Annotated in this window: 16 protein-coding genes and 1 other annotated feature; of the genes, 7 read left to right on the forward strand and 9 right to left on the reverse strand. The window is 42.1% G+C overall.

The window, feature by feature from the left end:
* Positions 1-26: 26 nt before the first annotated feature.
* Positions 27-590 (reverse strand): biotin transporter BioY, encoded by a 564-nt coding sequence (locus ACFVS2_RS18425; protein WP_173618050.1) that lies wholly within the window; start codon positions 588-590, stop codon positions 27-29.
* 94 nt (positions 591-684) lie between these two features.
* Positions 685-1,257 (reverse strand): hypothetical protein, encoded by a 573-nt coding sequence (locus ACFVS2_RS18430; protein ID WP_390236339.1) that lies wholly within the window; start codon positions 1,255-1,257, stop codon positions 685-687.
* A 156-nt stretch (positions 1,258-1,413) separates the two neighbouring features.
* Between ACFVS2_RS18430 and ACFVS2_RS18435 the strand changes: the two genes are divergently transcribed.
* Entirely contained in the window at positions 1,414-1,719 is a 306-nt protein-coding gene (locus ACFVS2_RS18435) for a hypothetical protein (protein ID WP_228088361.1), read from the forward strand.
* A gap of 117 nt (positions 1,720-1,836) precedes the next feature.
* Here ACFVS2_RS18435 and yhfH read toward each other — a convergent pair whose 3' ends face one another.
* From yhfH to ACFVS2_RS18450, 3 genes are all read right to left on the reverse strand, one after another.
* A complete protein-coding gene (yhfH, locus tag ACFVS2_RS18440) occupies positions 1,837-1,998 on the reverse strand; it encodes a protein YhfH (protein WP_082195876.1) in 162 nt (53 codons plus the stop codon).
* Positions 1,999-2,179: 181 nt separating this feature from the next.
* The gene (ilvA, locus tag ACFVS2_RS18445) at positions 2,180-3,427 is read right to left on the reverse strand and encodes a threonine ammonia-lyase IlvA (RefSeq protein WP_390236341.1); all 1,248 of its coding nucleotides are present in this window, start codon (positions 3,425-3,427) and stop codon (positions 2,180-2,182) included.
* Positions 3,428-3,526: 99 nt separating this feature from the next.
* Positions 3,527-3,786, reverse strand: a binding site (T-box leader).
* 152 nt (positions 3,787-3,938) lie between these two features.
* Positions 3,939-4,280, reverse strand: a complete 342-nt coding sequence (locus tag ACFVS2_RS18450) for a hypothetical protein (RefSeq protein WP_390236343.1) — start codon at positions 4,278-4,280, stop codon at positions 3,939-3,941.
* A 179-nt stretch (positions 4,281-4,459) separates the two neighbouring features.
* Between ACFVS2_RS18450 and rlmD the strand changes: the two genes are divergently transcribed.
* The 4 genes from rlmD (at position 4,460) to ACFVS2_RS18470 (ending at position 8,482) form a co-directional block, all read left to right on the forward strand.
* Positions 4,460-5,842, forward strand: coding sequence for a 23S rRNA (uracil(1939)-C(5))-methyltransferase RlmD (gene rlmD, locus ACFVS2_RS18455; protein WP_390236344.1), 1,383 nt, complete (start codon positions 4,460-4,462; stop codon positions 5,840-5,842).
* Between the two features lie 256 nt (positions 5,843-6,098).
* Entirely contained in the window at positions 6,099-6,731 is a 633-nt protein-coding gene (locus ACFVS2_RS18460; protein ID WP_390236347.1) for a CatB-related O-acetyltransferase, read from the forward strand.
* Positions 6,732-7,244: 513 nt separating this feature from the next.
* Positions 7,245-7,889 carry a hypothetical protein gene (locus ACFVS2_RS18465; RefSeq protein WP_390236350.1) on the forward strand — a complete coding sequence of 215 codons (645 nt, stop codon included), beginning with the start codon at positions 7,245-7,247 and terminating at the stop codon, positions 7,887-7,889.
* Positions 7,890-7,912: 23 nt separating this feature from the next.
* On the forward strand, positions 7,913-8,482 hold the full coding sequence (locus ACFVS2_RS18470) for an SF0329 family protein (protein WP_390236352.1): 570 nt from the start codon (positions 7,913-7,915) through the stop codon (positions 8,480-8,482).
* Positions 8,483-8,570: 88 nt separating this feature from the next.
* Here the strand turns inward: ACFVS2_RS18470 and ACFVS2_RS18475 are convergent, their stop codons facing one another.
* The 4 genes from ACFVS2_RS18475 to ACFVS2_RS18490 form a co-directional block, all read right to left on the reverse strand.
* A complete protein-coding gene (locus ACFVS2_RS18475; protein ID WP_390236355.1) occupies positions 8,571-9,152 on the reverse strand; it encodes a type 1 glutamine amidotransferase family protein in 582 nt (193 codons plus the stop codon).
* Positions 9,153-9,257: 105 nt separating this feature from the next.
* Positions 9,258-9,590, reverse strand: a complete 333-nt coding sequence (locus tag ACFVS2_RS18480; protein WP_390236358.1) for an AzlD domain-containing protein — start codon at positions 9,588-9,590, stop codon at positions 9,258-9,260.
* A complete protein-coding gene (locus tag ACFVS2_RS18485; protein WP_390236361.1) occupies positions 9,581-10,315 on the reverse strand; it encodes an AzlC family ABC transporter permease in 735 nt (244 codons plus the stop codon). The genes ACFVS2_RS18480 and ACFVS2_RS18485 overlap by 10 nt, the downstream gene beginning before the upstream one ends.
* Positions 10,316-10,397: 82 nt before the next feature.
* The gene (locus ACFVS2_RS18490) at positions 10,398-11,207 is read right to left on the reverse strand and encodes a TrmB family transcriptional regulator (protein ID WP_390236363.1); all 810 of its coding nucleotides are present in this window, start codon (positions 11,205-11,207) and stop codon (positions 10,398-10,400) included.
* 196 nt (positions 11,208-11,403) lie between these two features.
* Between ACFVS2_RS18490 and ACFVS2_RS18495 the strand changes: the two genes are divergently transcribed.
* Complete coding sequence (locus ACFVS2_RS18495) at positions 11,404-12,111, forward strand: DNA alkylation repair protein (protein ID WP_390236366.1); 708 nt, start codon at positions 11,404-11,406, stop codon at positions 12,109-12,111.
* A gap of 286 nt (positions 12,112-12,397) precedes the next feature.
* Positions 12,398-13,102 carry an ABC transporter ATP-binding protein gene (locus ACFVS2_RS18500; protein WP_390236368.1) on the forward strand — a complete coding sequence of 235 codons (705 nt, stop codon included), beginning with the start codon at positions 12,398-12,400 and terminating at the stop codon, positions 13,100-13,102.
* Position 13,103: the final 1 nt, after the last annotated feature.

Raw genomic sequence — 13,103 nt, forward strand, 5'->3', positions numbered from 1 at the left:
TCGGATGGCTGACGAAATCATTTTGTTTATCGTGTAACAGGTTGATCTGTGCGCAACAGGCGAGAAGCAATCAGTCGCTCGCGTACCTTGATGCCAATCAGAGAAGCCAGAACTGCTTTGACAACTCCTACAATAAGGAAAGGCGTTACACCAAAAGCGACAGCTTTATCCCACGGAATATCCATGACGTATTTGAGCTGTACAGCACCAAAAGCGAGTGCGACAAACATGCCAATGATATTGGCGATGATGGCGTTTTTCAAGGTGAATCTTGTTTTCTCCAAGTAGAGCCCGGTCACATACGCGGATGCAATAAACCCAAATATGTACCCGCCTGATTTTCCGACCAATATTTGCAATCCGCCTTTTGCCTCGCTGAATACAGGCAATCCGACTGCACCGAGCAAAACGTAAATAACCAAAGCCAGTGTCCCGTATCGTTTTCCCAAAATCGTCGCCGTCAGCCCTACTGCTAACGTCTGCGCGGTAATCGGAATCAACGGCAAGGGAATCGTCACCTGCGACAATACCGCTGTCATTGCGGCAAAGATGGCAGAGAGCAATAGCCATCTCAAGCGTTCGTTTCTCATGCGTACTAGCCTCCGTTTTGTTAACTAAAAATGTTATAAGGTTAACAAAATAATAATACGCATCTGCCCTTTTGTAAATCCCCGTTCTGTCCGCTTACCTATTTGCTTGTTGATCCATGTATTGCTGCAGCTTTTGAAGTGACTGAACCGTATGATCGATTAATTCGTTCAAGTCATCAATATTGCCTTCATCAATTTTCCGATGAAAGTCCAGCGTCACCTGATTGGTTATTTGCTTCGGCGGCCAATCGATTCGATGCTCCTCTAGCTTAGCCGATACTTTCTGTGTAATATAAGGTCGCTGACCCCAGATGTCATTGAGAATCGATGTGATTTCTCTCGCTTCTGCGGGCATATCTCTGTAATTTTCCATCTGCATGAAAAAATGGATGCAAATCGTACATCCGATATGATCTGTCAACGGCTGTTCTAGCTGCTCGGCTGCAATATCAGCTAACTGGGTACGAAGCTGCATCTCAGCACGGACAGCTACGGTATGATCATGTTGATCAGCCAGCTTGAACTGGATCTGAAACTGTCGATGGAACGTAGCCATATCCATGACATCCGAACGGTTCGTAATCGTGATTGCCCCTTCGAAGTCCCGGTCGTATACCGCACCTTCCAACACAACTCTGATATTGTCAAAAACAAGCGGATGAAACATCTCGCGCCCTCCTTTTCCCAGACAATCGGGCCCTTTCTATTTACAGTATATAGCATGCCTGCTTTCTACTTGTTTTGCAAGCAGACCGACTTCCCCATGGCGGCGCCTCCAAGAGAGTGGTACCATGAGAGTGATCCAACCTTTGAGGTGACAGCCATGTTTTTAATCGGAATTCTAATCGTTGTTGCAATCCTTGGTGAAATTATTCATCGTTTGAATCCATGGAAAAAGCCGGAACCAGCCTATGAGGATCTCGTCGCCCAAATAAAACAGACAGACTGGTACCAGGAGTTGTCTCGTGATCAGGCGTGTCGTTACGTTCTGGACAACGATCCGCATGTCCAAGCCTACTATGCGGGTACGTATGAAGCCAAACGTCTCCTTACACAGGAAGGCTTTCAATTGGGGCTGATTGATTACGTCAAGCAGGAAGCTGTGAAGCACACCGATAAACCGCGCTGACATGCGAAAAAGCCGTTGTTATGGAACAGCGGCTTTTTCTTTGAATCAAAAAACAGGTATACCTCCCATGGCTCATGCCCTGTGGTACACCTGTTTTATCCAGTATTCATGTTCGACCTAGCGTTTTTGATGATAGTATTTGTAAGCGTCAAAGGATGCTTGCTCTTGGCAAGGTACGCATTCTGTTGCATACGATTCAGCTTGTTCATGGATCATCTGACCGCAAGCAGCACAGCATTTTGCTTCAAGATTGCGAAAGAAAGTAGTGATCGGCGTCATGATTAAAACCCCCCGTGTGTTATTATCTGTATTGTATTACAACAGCATCTGTTTTATAAAAGCTTGTTATAATACATTACGCCGATTTATCTTTCTCTCTCGCTTATTCTCTCTTCATTGCTCCTTTTTTCGCTGTATTCATACATTTTTGCAAATTCCGCATCTGTTGTAACACAAGGGTTTAAATCAGCAGATTGAACAAATACGGATCATGTGTAATCTCTACATAGCGGATACCGTGCTGCTTCATCCGACTGACTAATGGCTGATAGTCATCTTGGCATTTCATTTCAATACCGACCAGCGCTGGACCATTTTCTTTGTTGTTCTTTTTCGTATACTCAAAGCGTGTGATATCATCGTGTGGCCCCAGTACTTTTTCCATAAACTCTCGCAAGGCTCCGGCACGCTGTGGGAAATTGATAACAAAATAGTGCTTCAAGCCCTCATGCAGCAGGGAGCGCTCCTTGATCTCTTGCATCCGGTCAATGTCGTTGTTTCCACCACTGATGACACACACTACATTTTTCCCGGCGATTTTATCCCGGTAGTAATCGAGAGCGGCAATCGACAGGGCACCTGCAGGTTCTACGACGATGGCATTGCTGTTATACAACTCCAAAATGGTTGTGCACACCTTGCCTTCTGGCACCAGCACGATGTCATCCAGCAACTCCTGACAAATACTCATCGTGAGCTGCCCCACTTGCTTGACGGCTGCACCATCGACAAACTTGTCAATTTCATCTAAGGTGACAACGTCGTTTTGTTCCAGAGCGGCTTGCATCGAAGCTGCTCCTGCCGGCTCCACACCAATGATCTGTGTGTTCGGGCTGATGCCTTTTACGTACGTTCCCACTCCCGCTGCCAATCCACCTCCGCCGATACTCATAAAGACGAAATCAGCTGGTTCTTCCATATCATTCATAATCTCCAGACCGACTGTTCCTTGTCCGGCTACCACCAATGGATCATCAAACGGATGGACAAAGGTTCGATCTTCCTGAATGCAATACTTCATCGCCTCTGCGAATGAATCATCGAAGGTGTCACCAATCAATACAACTTCTACATAGGAGCCACCAAACAGCTTAACCTGCGATATTTTTTGACGTGGGGTAGTCGCTGGCATAAAGATCGTGCCCTTGATTTGCAAATGGTTACAAGAGTAGGCTACACCCTGCGCATGATTGCCCGCACTAGCACAAACGACACCACGCTCACGCTCCGTTGTCGAAAGATTCCGCATAAAATGATAAGCACCGCGAATTTTGAAGGAACGAACGATCTGCAAGTCTTCTCTTTTCAAATACACATTGCAACCGTAGCGCTCAGACAGTACTTTGTTTTTTTGCAAGGGCGTCTTCTCCACCACGTCTTTCAATGCGTGATTGGCTACTACGATGTCTTCCACTCTGACCGTATGCATATATATGTTCCTCCTAAGTACCTTCTCTTTTGTAGTAGGGACCAGACCAAATCAAAAAGCCCCCGCCCCAAACCAGCAACGCACAATTTGCGCACGGCTGGCTGAGACGAGGGCATCGCGGTACCACTCAGCATCTCTGTCTTCCTCACGAAAAACAGACTTAGGAAGTTCACTATGAAACTCCCGTCCGATAACGAGGACGAATTCGTTGTCCTATACTCACTGGCTAGACAAGCTGATTTTCCAGGACAATGCTCCAAGGTGATTTTCAAAACAGGCTGGCGGCCATTCTTTCAGCACGGGGAACGGCTCTCTGCACGCTGCTTACTGTTTCTACTCTTCCTTTTCAACGCTCATACATACGAACTATTCGAATTAGTTAAACATTCTACGCCGAAACCCACAAGTTGTCAATCTTCTTGTTATTTGACAGGAAAGCCACGACAAAAAAACGGGTTCCCTTTCGAGCTATTACACTCAAAACGGTACCCGTTTTTCTATTCGCTACATCCTATACTGCTTCGTAAATCGCTTCGTAACGCTTGCCGATTTCTTCATCAGTGAAACCAGCTTCACGCAGACGGCCGATCAGTGCATTTGCCCAAATCTCAGTGCGCTGCGCCATTTTTGCGTATTTTTTCGCTTCCTTGCTTTTGCGCTTGGAACGATCTTCACCGTTCGACTTGAGGTTGTCGAGGATGAACAGCATGTGCATGGTATCTTCCTCGTTCAACGTCTCCCAGCTATCGTTTAGAAACGCGGTTACCTTTTTGTAGTAGCCATCAAACTCGTCAAAAGAAATCTCAGTATCCATATTGAGATATTCTTTCATTTTTTCAAATAGATCTTGCATCTAGCTTCACAACTCCCTCATTATTCTCCGCACTATTATAACAAAAACAACGCTGGACAGGAAGTTTCCATTATCTGTGAGGCTTTCATAGACACTCGAGCCGCTCTCGCAAGCATGCAACCTCTCTCGTAATGCTCTATAATAGGGAAATACTGAATTGCTTGAGGAGAACGGAACAGATGACAACGCATAAAAAAGAACAAGACGCCAGCATCCGTGTCGGCCAGCAAATGACGCTCACGATCAAGAGCTTGGGCATTAATGGCGAAGGGATCGGCTATTTTAAAAGAAAAATCGTTTTTGTAGAGGGTGCCCTCCCTGGAGAGGTCGTCCATGCAGAGGTAACCGAGGCAAGAGAAAAATACGCGACCGCGCGTCTTTTACGAGTCGTTGAAAAATCAGCATCTCGAACAAAGCCCCCCTGTCCAGTCTATGCGGAGTGTGGCGGATGCAGCTTGCAGCACATGGATTATGCGGCACAACTCGCGAGCAAGCAGGAAATCGTCATCGAGTCACTGCGCAAGTACGCTCGACTGAATCAGCCACCAGTCTCCCCTACGATTGGTATGGATAACCCGTGGTCCTACCGAAATAAAGCACAGTTTCAGGTGGGCAAGGAAAAAGGCAAGCTCATCGCTGGACTGTATCAAACAGGCAGCCACAAGCTCGTCAACTTGGAAGACTGTCAGGTGCAGCATGAAGCGACAACGAAAATCGTCCAAGCAGCGAAGCAAATCATCGAGGAGCTCGGAATTCCGATCTACGACGAGAAAAAACATACGGGCGTCATCCGCACGATCGTAGCTCGTGTCGCTTTTGCTACGGGTGAAACGCAATTAACACTTGTAACGGCTACCCCAGAAATCCCACGGGTGAAAGAGCTACTTTTGGAGCTGCGTACGAGACTGCCTGAACTCGTAGGAATCGCGCAAAACGTAAACACGCAAAAAACATCGCTTGTTTTCGGTGACAAGACAGTATCGTTGTGGGGCAAGGCCTCCATTGCTGAAAAGCTGGGTGAGCTGTCCTTCGACTTGTCGGCTCGTGCCTTCTTCCAATTGAATCCCGAGCAGACGCAAAAGCTGTACAATCAGGTGAAAACGGCTGCTGGACTGACCGGAAAAGAGCTCGTCCTCGATTTGTATTGTGGTACAGGGACGATCGGCTTGTGGCTCGCTCCTTATGCCCGCGAGGTTCGTGGAATCGAGCTGATTCCTGAGGCTGTCGAGGATGCCAATCGCAATGCAGAGCGTAACCAAGCGGCGAATGCTAGCTTTTACGTGGGTCGTGCCGAGGTCTTGATGCCAAAATGGGCCAAACAAGGGACTCGACCGGATGTCGTCGTAGTCGACCCGCCACGGACTGGGCTGGATGATGCGCTGATTCGTTCTTTGTTGGATGTGCAGCCGAAGAAGATTGTGTATGTGTCTTGTAATCCTTCTACGCTGGCCAAGGATGTTGGGAAGCTCATGCAGCGGTATGAGTTGAAGAGCGTGCAGCCGGTCGATATGTTCCCGCATACGGCGCATGTGGAAGCAGTCAGTTTGCTGGTAAAAAAATAGAAAACAGAAAGGTGGCTAAACCTCTTGATACTTCTGGGGTTTAACCACCTTTATTATTCATTTCATGAAGATTCTTACTTGAAATAAGGCATTGACCACATTTTAACCACACACAGATGCTTAATGGACTTTTTGTAAAAAGCTCTGTTATCATTAATTGTTGTTTTTCATTATTAAACTAACGGGCAGTCTTGTGAAATGGCGCATGGTATAATATGGCTAATAAAATTGGATTTTGTGAAGGGCTGGTAAAATAATGGGTCCAGATATAAATAGTGTTTTTCCGATGAAAAATATCAGAAGCCTTTGTTTTTTAAAAAATGTAGTCATTAATCCAAATATTGAAGTTGGGGATTATACCTATTACGACGACTTGAATAACCCTTTAGGTTTTGAGAAAAACGTCCTTTATCATTTCGATTTTATAGGAGATAAACTGAAAATCGGAAAGTTTTGTGCTATAGCATCCAACGCCAAATTTATTATGAATGGTGCGAATCATAATACAAATTCATTTACGACTTTTCCTTTTGGGGCATTTGGTGGAGATTGGGAATTCGGATTAAAGAATTTAAGTGGTGGATTCAAAGGTGATACAGTTATAGGGAACGATGTTTGGATAGGTTATAATGCTACAATTATGCCAGGGATTCATATAGGTGATGGTGCGATAATCGCAACAAATGCTGTAGTAACCAAAGATGTTCCGTCATATTCCATTGTAGGAGGGAACCCTGCGAAATTAATACGTTATAGATTTGACGAGGAGACGATTGAAATTCTCAATACTTTGAAGTGGTGGGAATGGGATATTGAAAAAATAACTGAATTTATTCCCGTTTTGACAAGCAATAATACGGAAGCTTTAAAGGAACTTCTCAACACATAATAAAAACTGGATTTGAACTATCGGGATCGATAGCTTAATAAAAGGCATAAAACCCACAATTAGTTTGTGGGTTTTGTTTCGGTTAAAAATCAACAACAACGTTTAACAGAGCCTTTATTAAAGAGCTTACTAAGACTTAGATTCCAAAAATCAAAATCATCTTCTTCCTTTTGGTCGATTAGTCCTTCCTATTGAAATTGTTCAAAGTTAAAACTATGCAAATTAACATTTAGAAAAATACTATTTCCCCAAAAACACATGTATTATGTAGTGTAATAATACAATTTCAACATACTAAAATATACGCAAGGCATCCTAAAGGTGCCTGCTCCAATTCCTTTCATCTCAAATCCATTCAATACATTAGCTGTGTTAACAGAATGTTTATTGTAGCAGAGGGCCACCCTCTGTTTTTTTATAAGACTATAATCATATTATGGATGAAGCTACCTTGATTTCGTATATAGACCAATAGCACGACGAATCTCAGTTTTATGAGTATGGGAGGACATTATGATAAAAATAGATAAAGATGGTGAAGCTTACTGGAGTTTAATCGTAGATTTAGGTGTTTTAGGTAAGTTCAATAGTATTTTTATAAATTTAGATGGATGCGATATTACAGGAGCAACCGATGATATGTCCCAAGACGAGAGGTTAGAAAAAGCAACACTATATTATGGGAATAGATTTAAAGAGTTAGAAGAGCATGCGGATTTTATAAGTGAGCAATTTCGAATGTGGATGATAACGCACTTATGTGATATAGAATATCCATTTTGGGAAAATGGTAATGAAGATAAAGGAAGTGAAGATTACCCAGATTATATTGTAAAAGAAGAAATAAAAAAATTTGAAGATGAGAATGAACAAGTGAAACATGATCCATATAGTCCAAGTCCGATTTATAAAGACATCCAAGCATATAATGCTTATGCAAATAAAGATAACTTATCAAGTTATGATATGATAGCGAAATACTTACCGGTCCTTCATTTCAAAAAACTTGTAGATACAATTAGAGCTGATAGCATAGACACATATGAAGACAACATAAACTTTCAAGTGAGCAGCGAGGTTTGCGGTGGTATGTTACTTTGCGCTACTTATGGAACAATCTATGCCAATAATGAGCTAGAAGTTACGCATAATTGTTAATAAAAGAGAACATAGGAGGATATATGTCCTGGAGCAAATTGAAAAAACAACTGGAGAGCTTTCTCTGTCCTGCGTTATATGGAAGGGTCGAATACAGTGCAACCGGTTACCGTTATTTACCTGATAAATCCGGAATTTGTTATATTGCCGTAGATAAAAAGAACGTACTTAATATGAGTGATATAACTAGCTCAATCAGATGGTATCAGACGGAGCAGGAAATTAAGAATGATTCAGATATACAAATTCCTATCAACAATGAAGAAATTGAAGCAGTCAGAAAAGATACCAAGGGGATCGTACCGGAGGATCGTCTAAAAGTAATTGCAAGAAGTAGAAAAATATCAGAATATGCAAAGGAGCTTTTGTCAGCACAGGCATCATTAAGTAAATCAAATTTTATCGTTGTGGCTAATAGGTTTTTATCCATTTCTATAGAGGAAAGCATAGAGAGCAATGATATCTTATTGAATATTCTAGCCTTGGTGGACAGAAGAGTTGGAAAAAAGAGGATTTTAAATATGGCCGAGAAGATGAAGTTAAAGCATCCAATTGTGCAGTATTTTTATGAATTACGGCTTCGTACATTATGAAAATAAATATCGTGTAAATGAGTATCTGAATAAAATAGGAAAGCACCCAAGCATGTATGCTTTCGTGCTTTCCTATCAAACCAAACGGTTAGGAGGGAAAGTAGCCCTTTTTAAATAATTCGTACCATTGATTCAATTCATCGCCTTCTAATACGCCCAATCTCTCCAAAATATGTCTTGAAAACTCCAATGCACCGCTTCCATTCGCCGTGATGAGATTCTCGTCACGAATTGACTGACCCTCTACATAATGTTGATCTCCTCTGTAGTTCGGAGCTCCTTCCTTCAAATAAGCTAACGTATTGCCTGTATGTCTATGATTATCCAAAAATCCGTGATTCCCTAAAAAAGTCGTAGCATCACAGATGGCTGCGACAGGAATATCCTTGCTCACACAATACTCAACCACTACTTTTGCTTGCTGATTCTTTTCTTCTCTCCATCCCGTTCCGCCAGGTATGATTAACATGGCGATATCCAAATTCGGATTGAATTCGTTTACGCTATAATCTGGAAGGACCGTTAAACCACCCATCGAAACTTTCGGTTCTTGATCAATGGCGATTGTCTTTACACGATATCCTGTTTCTGGCTTGTTTAGCTCGGAACTGACGTAGCTTGCCTCCCAATCAGCAAAACCATCCGTAATAAAAATGAACACTTCCTTCAAAGTGATTCCCTCCCTATGACGTTTTGTACAAATGAATTGTAAAACAACTTCACTGACAGATATGGTCAGGAAAGAAAACAGAATTACATGAACATCTTGTAGCAATCAAGATGAAAACAAAAAACGTAAAACCATCACGACAATAATACCTACGAGTACAGTTACCAATAAACTACGTGTTTTTATCGCAATGAAAAAGGTTGGTATGGCTGCTAAAAGTTCAACGTTATTAATAGAAAAAGAAATCTTATCTCTATGCTTAAATATCTCTTGAGCTACTAAAGCAGCCATAACAGATATGGGGACATAGCTTAACCATCGTGTTGCCCACTCTGGTAATTGAAAACGACTCAGTACCATAAGAGGAAGGACTCTAGGGATGAATGTCACAATAGCTGTTCCTACAATCATCAAAAAAACATCCCATCTTACTTCCATTTTTCCATCACCATCCCTATCGTTGAAGCAAAAATTGTAGCAACAATAACTCCCATACTGCCAGACATCACTGAACTGGTTCCCACAGCAATAACAACTGCGATTATCGCAACAACCACATCACGTTTCATTTTCCTTCGACTTAACATCGAAAGTACCAGAAGCCCAATAAACATCGCTGTCAAAGCAAAATCCAAACCTAATTTTTCAGGATTTGAAATCCATTGTCCGAAGAATGCTCCGGCTATATTGGCTATGCACCAGTTTAGATAAGCCGTTATATTTAGACCGTGCATCCATTTTTCATTAATGTAATTCTTTTTTGCAGCTTCGTTGATAGCAACACCAAACGACTCATCGGTAAGTAGAGACCCTACTAGCATGTTCCTAAGCGGAGAAAGATGCCGAAAATATGGTGCTAGGGCTGCACTAAGTAAAAGATGCCGAAGATTAACAAAGAAAATCGTAATAATAATGGTGGTAATCGAACTGCTTGCTGCCATCATTCCAGCAGCGATAAATTGGGCTGAGCCAGCATAAAGAATTAAACACATCAGAGCTATCTCAGCTATACTAAGACCCGCTGTCTTTTCTATAACACCAGCAGCAAATCCAATACTTAAATAACCCAGCAACGTAGGGACACAATCCTTAATACCTTGGCGAAAAGTATCTTTATCTCTTGAATCTGCTACCGTTTCGATTTGGTCATTCGCTAAACCCATTTTATCCCTCCGTAGTCTTATTTAAATTAAGGGAGTTATCATCATAACTACTAAGAAAAAGTGAAAGAAAATACGGTTCAAATTACTTGAACCGTTTTCCTGTAACCACATGGAACAGGTCAGGTTGGTTAATCCAGAGAGCTTCGGCTTTCTCGGGGCCAATTTCCTTAACTAATTGTGCAAACATAATATCGTGCCTGATGTACTCCATTGCTACTAGTACAAGTGCTGGGTCTTGTGTTTTTATAGCCCATGCAGCGGTATTTGGAGCGAAATTTGCTATTAATACTTCTTCATTGTCTCGGGAGACAATGGTTAAACGACCACTCATACGCTCCTCTGCTACTTTAGGAGACATGTAATCATGATGAGTGGTTGCACCTATCTCGATATCGGGTGCTCCAAACAAAATGGAAAATACAGGTACACCTTCTTTTACCCGCCTATCTGCGTCCTGTTTTATAAAAGAAACCTGTGGTTGCCAAATCGATAACCATAGTTCTTCTCTGGCTTTGTTTATCATGTCAACCATTTCTGTGATAACCAGTTCATCACTACTAATGCGTCGAACCACGTCTACTTGCTGTTCACTTTCTAATGCAGATAGATTTTTTTCAAGATAATCAAATGATTGCTCGAAGGAATTACGCATTCGCGTGATTAATTCTTTAGCTGGTAAAGGAGAGTAGGTCAGAGGTTCAGAAGGTACCGTATAAACTGCTCCTTTATCTAACAATTTCCCTAATACTTCATAAATCATGGAACGAGGTACGCCTGATCTTTTACTAATCTCATATCCAGTTATAGGAGACTGCTTCAAAAGCCCGATATATGCTTTGCATTCATATTGTGAAAATCCTAATTTCTGAAGTTCTTTATAAATTTCATCCAAAGAAAACCACCACCTTGAATACTTATCTTTAGTGATTATTGTAATAACCTCTAAGTTCTATGGTGGTTATTATAATAATCACTATTACTATAGTCAATAATTTTAAACGGGTACCCCTGATATCGAGACTCATGAGTCATGGATTTGATGGTTATAATCTTAAGGGAACACCCATCAATGAAAGAAGTGATATACGATGGATTTAAAAATGGTCATGCAAGAGCTTGAATCCCTTGGCAAGGAACGAACCAAGAAAATTTATCTATCCAATGGCGCTCACGAGCCACTTTTTGGCGTGGCTACAGGCGCTATGAAGCCAATGGCGAGAAAAATCAAGATTCATCAACCCTTGGCTGAGCAGCTTTACGCTACCGGGAACTACGACGCTATGTACTTTGCCGGTGTGATCGCAGACCCAAAAGCAATGACCAAGGCGGATTTTGATCGGTGGATGGATTCAGCTTATTTTTATATGCTGTCCGATTATGTGGTTGCAGTAACCCTATCTGAAGCAGATATTGCCCAAGAAGTTGCCGATCACTGGATCATAAGCGGCGAAGAGCTCAGAATGTCTGCGGGCTGGAGTTGTTACTGCTGGCTTTTAGGCAATCGCCCGGATCGTGAATTTTCCGAAAGCAAAATTGCCAATATGCTTGAAACTGTGAAAAATACGATTCACGACTCTCCCGAACGAACGAAATACGCTATGAATAATTTTATTTACACCGTGGGAACCTCCTATTTGCCACTCCACGATAAGGCGGTCGAAATCGCAAAAGCAGTAGGGCCTGTAGAAGTCCAAAAAGACAAAGCAAAAAGCAAGTTCCTAAACGCTTTCGATAATATTCAAAAGGCAGTAAGTAAAGATCAGCTTGGCTTCAAAAGGAAACATGTGAGGTGTTAATCCCCCCTTGGTTTCTCGTGAGGAAATAGTATGGACACGGAGTAGCCCTTTAGAGGTTGCTCCGTTTTTTCGTAACCAAGGTGTAAGATTCGGCTTCGCCCTGCTATTTGTAATAGTAGGCGAATTGAAAGGCGATACTGGTCGTGTAGAGGTTTTTTCGAACATGCGAGATCAAACTCCTACTGGAGACCGATGCCAAAATACATCGACTGCGGGATGTAACTACTCCCCATTGGTATAATATGGTACTTAAGTTTCAAGAATAAGATACGAGGAGATGTAATCCGTGAAGACGTTAATCGAATTCAAAAAAGTATCGAAAGAATACAAAATCGGAGAAGTGCCAATCAAGGCGCTTAATGGTGTTGATTTTTCCATAGCAGAAGGAGAATTCGTCGTTATTTTGGGTGCAAGTGGTGCTGGTAAAAGTACGATTTTGAATTTGCTAGGCGGAATGGATACGGCTACCTCAGGTCAAGTATTTGTTGGCGATCAAGAAATCACCCGGTTCAACGAAAAAAGATTAACGCAATACCGCGGTGAAAAAGTTGGCTTCGTCTTTCAATTCTATAACTTAATTCCGAATTTAAACGCTCTCGAAAATGTTGAATTTGCCACGGAAGTATGTAAAAACCATCTGGATGCGAAACAGATTTTACATAAAGTTGGATTACAAAATCGTATGAAAAACTTCCCTTCTCAGCTCTCTGGTGGCGAACAACAAAGAGTTGCAATCGCGAGAGCTGTTGCCAAAAATCCTTTGCTTTTACTATGTGATGAACCAACCGGAGCATTGGATTATGTGACAGGTAAGTCCGTCTTAAAGCTTCTCCAGGATTTGAACAAAGAAACGAAAAAGTGCGTCGTATTGGTCACACATAATTCCGCCATTGCTCCTATGGCTGACAAAATTATTAAGGTGAAAAGCGGAATGATTGAAAGCGTTACCATTAATCGCGAAAAGCAAAGTGTGGAAGGGATTGAGTGGTGAT

Source organism: Brevibacillus sp. NPDC058079, assembly GCF_042885155.1.
GTDB lineage: Bacteria > Bacillota > Bacilli > Brevibacillales > Brevibacillaceae > Brevibacillus.

What these genes read in the sequence shown, in the direction of transcription:
- ACFVS2_RS18495 (WP_390236366.1), top strand. Translation starts at nt 11,404, where the DNA reads ATGGATTTAAAAATGGTCATGCAAGAGCTTGAATCCCTTGGCAAGGAA.
- ACFVS2_RS18485 (WP_390236361.1), bottom strand. Translation starts at nt 10,315, where the DNA reads ATGGGTTTAGCGAATGACCAAATCGAAACGGTAGCAGATTCAAGAGAT.
- ilvA (WP_390236341.1), bottom strand. Translation starts at nt 3,427, where the DNA reads ATGCATACGGTCAGAGTGGAAGACATCGTAGTAGCCAATCACGCATTG.
- ACFVS2_RS18425 (WP_173618050.1), bottom strand. Translation starts at nt 590, where the DNA reads ATGAGAAACGAACGCTTGAGATGGCTATTGCTCTCTGCCATCTTTGCC.
- ACFVS2_RS18470 (WP_390236352.1), top strand. Translation starts at nt 7,913, where the DNA reads ATGTCCTGGAGCAAATTGAAAAAACAACTGGAGAGCTTTCTCTGTCCT.
- ACFVS2_RS18460 (WP_390236347.1), top strand. Translation starts at nt 6,099, where the DNA reads ATGGGTCCAGATATAAATAGTGTTTTTCCGATGAAAAATATCAGAAGC.
- ACFVS2_RS18430 (WP_390236339.1), bottom strand. Translation starts at nt 1,257, where the DNA reads ATGTTTCATCCGCTTGTTTTTGACAATATCAGAGTTGTGTTGGAAGGT.
- rlmD (WP_390236344.1), top strand. Translation starts at nt 4,460, where the DNA reads ATGACAACGCATAAAAAAGAACAAGACGCCAGCATCCGTGTCGGCCAG.
- ACFVS2_RS18480 (WP_390236358.1), bottom strand. Translation starts at nt 9,590, where the DNA reads ATGGAAGTAAGATGGGATGTTTTTTTGATGATTGTAGGAACAGCTATT.
- ACFVS2_RS18435 (WP_228088361.1), top strand. Translation starts at nt 1,414, where the DNA reads ATGTTTTTAATCGGAATTCTAATCGTTGTTGCAATCCTTGGTGAAATT.
- ACFVS2_RS18450 (WP_390236343.1), bottom strand. Translation starts at nt 4,280, where the DNA reads ATGCAAGATCTATTTGAAAAAATGAAAGAATATCTCAATATGGATACT.
- yhfH (WP_082195876.1), bottom strand. Translation starts at nt 1,998, where the DNA reads ATGACGCCGATCACTACTTTCTTTCGCAATCTTGAAGCAAAATGCTGT.
- ACFVS2_RS18465 (WP_390236350.1), top strand. Translation starts at nt 7,245, where the DNA reads ATGATAAAAATAGATAAAGATGGTGAAGCTTACTGGAGTTTAATCGTA.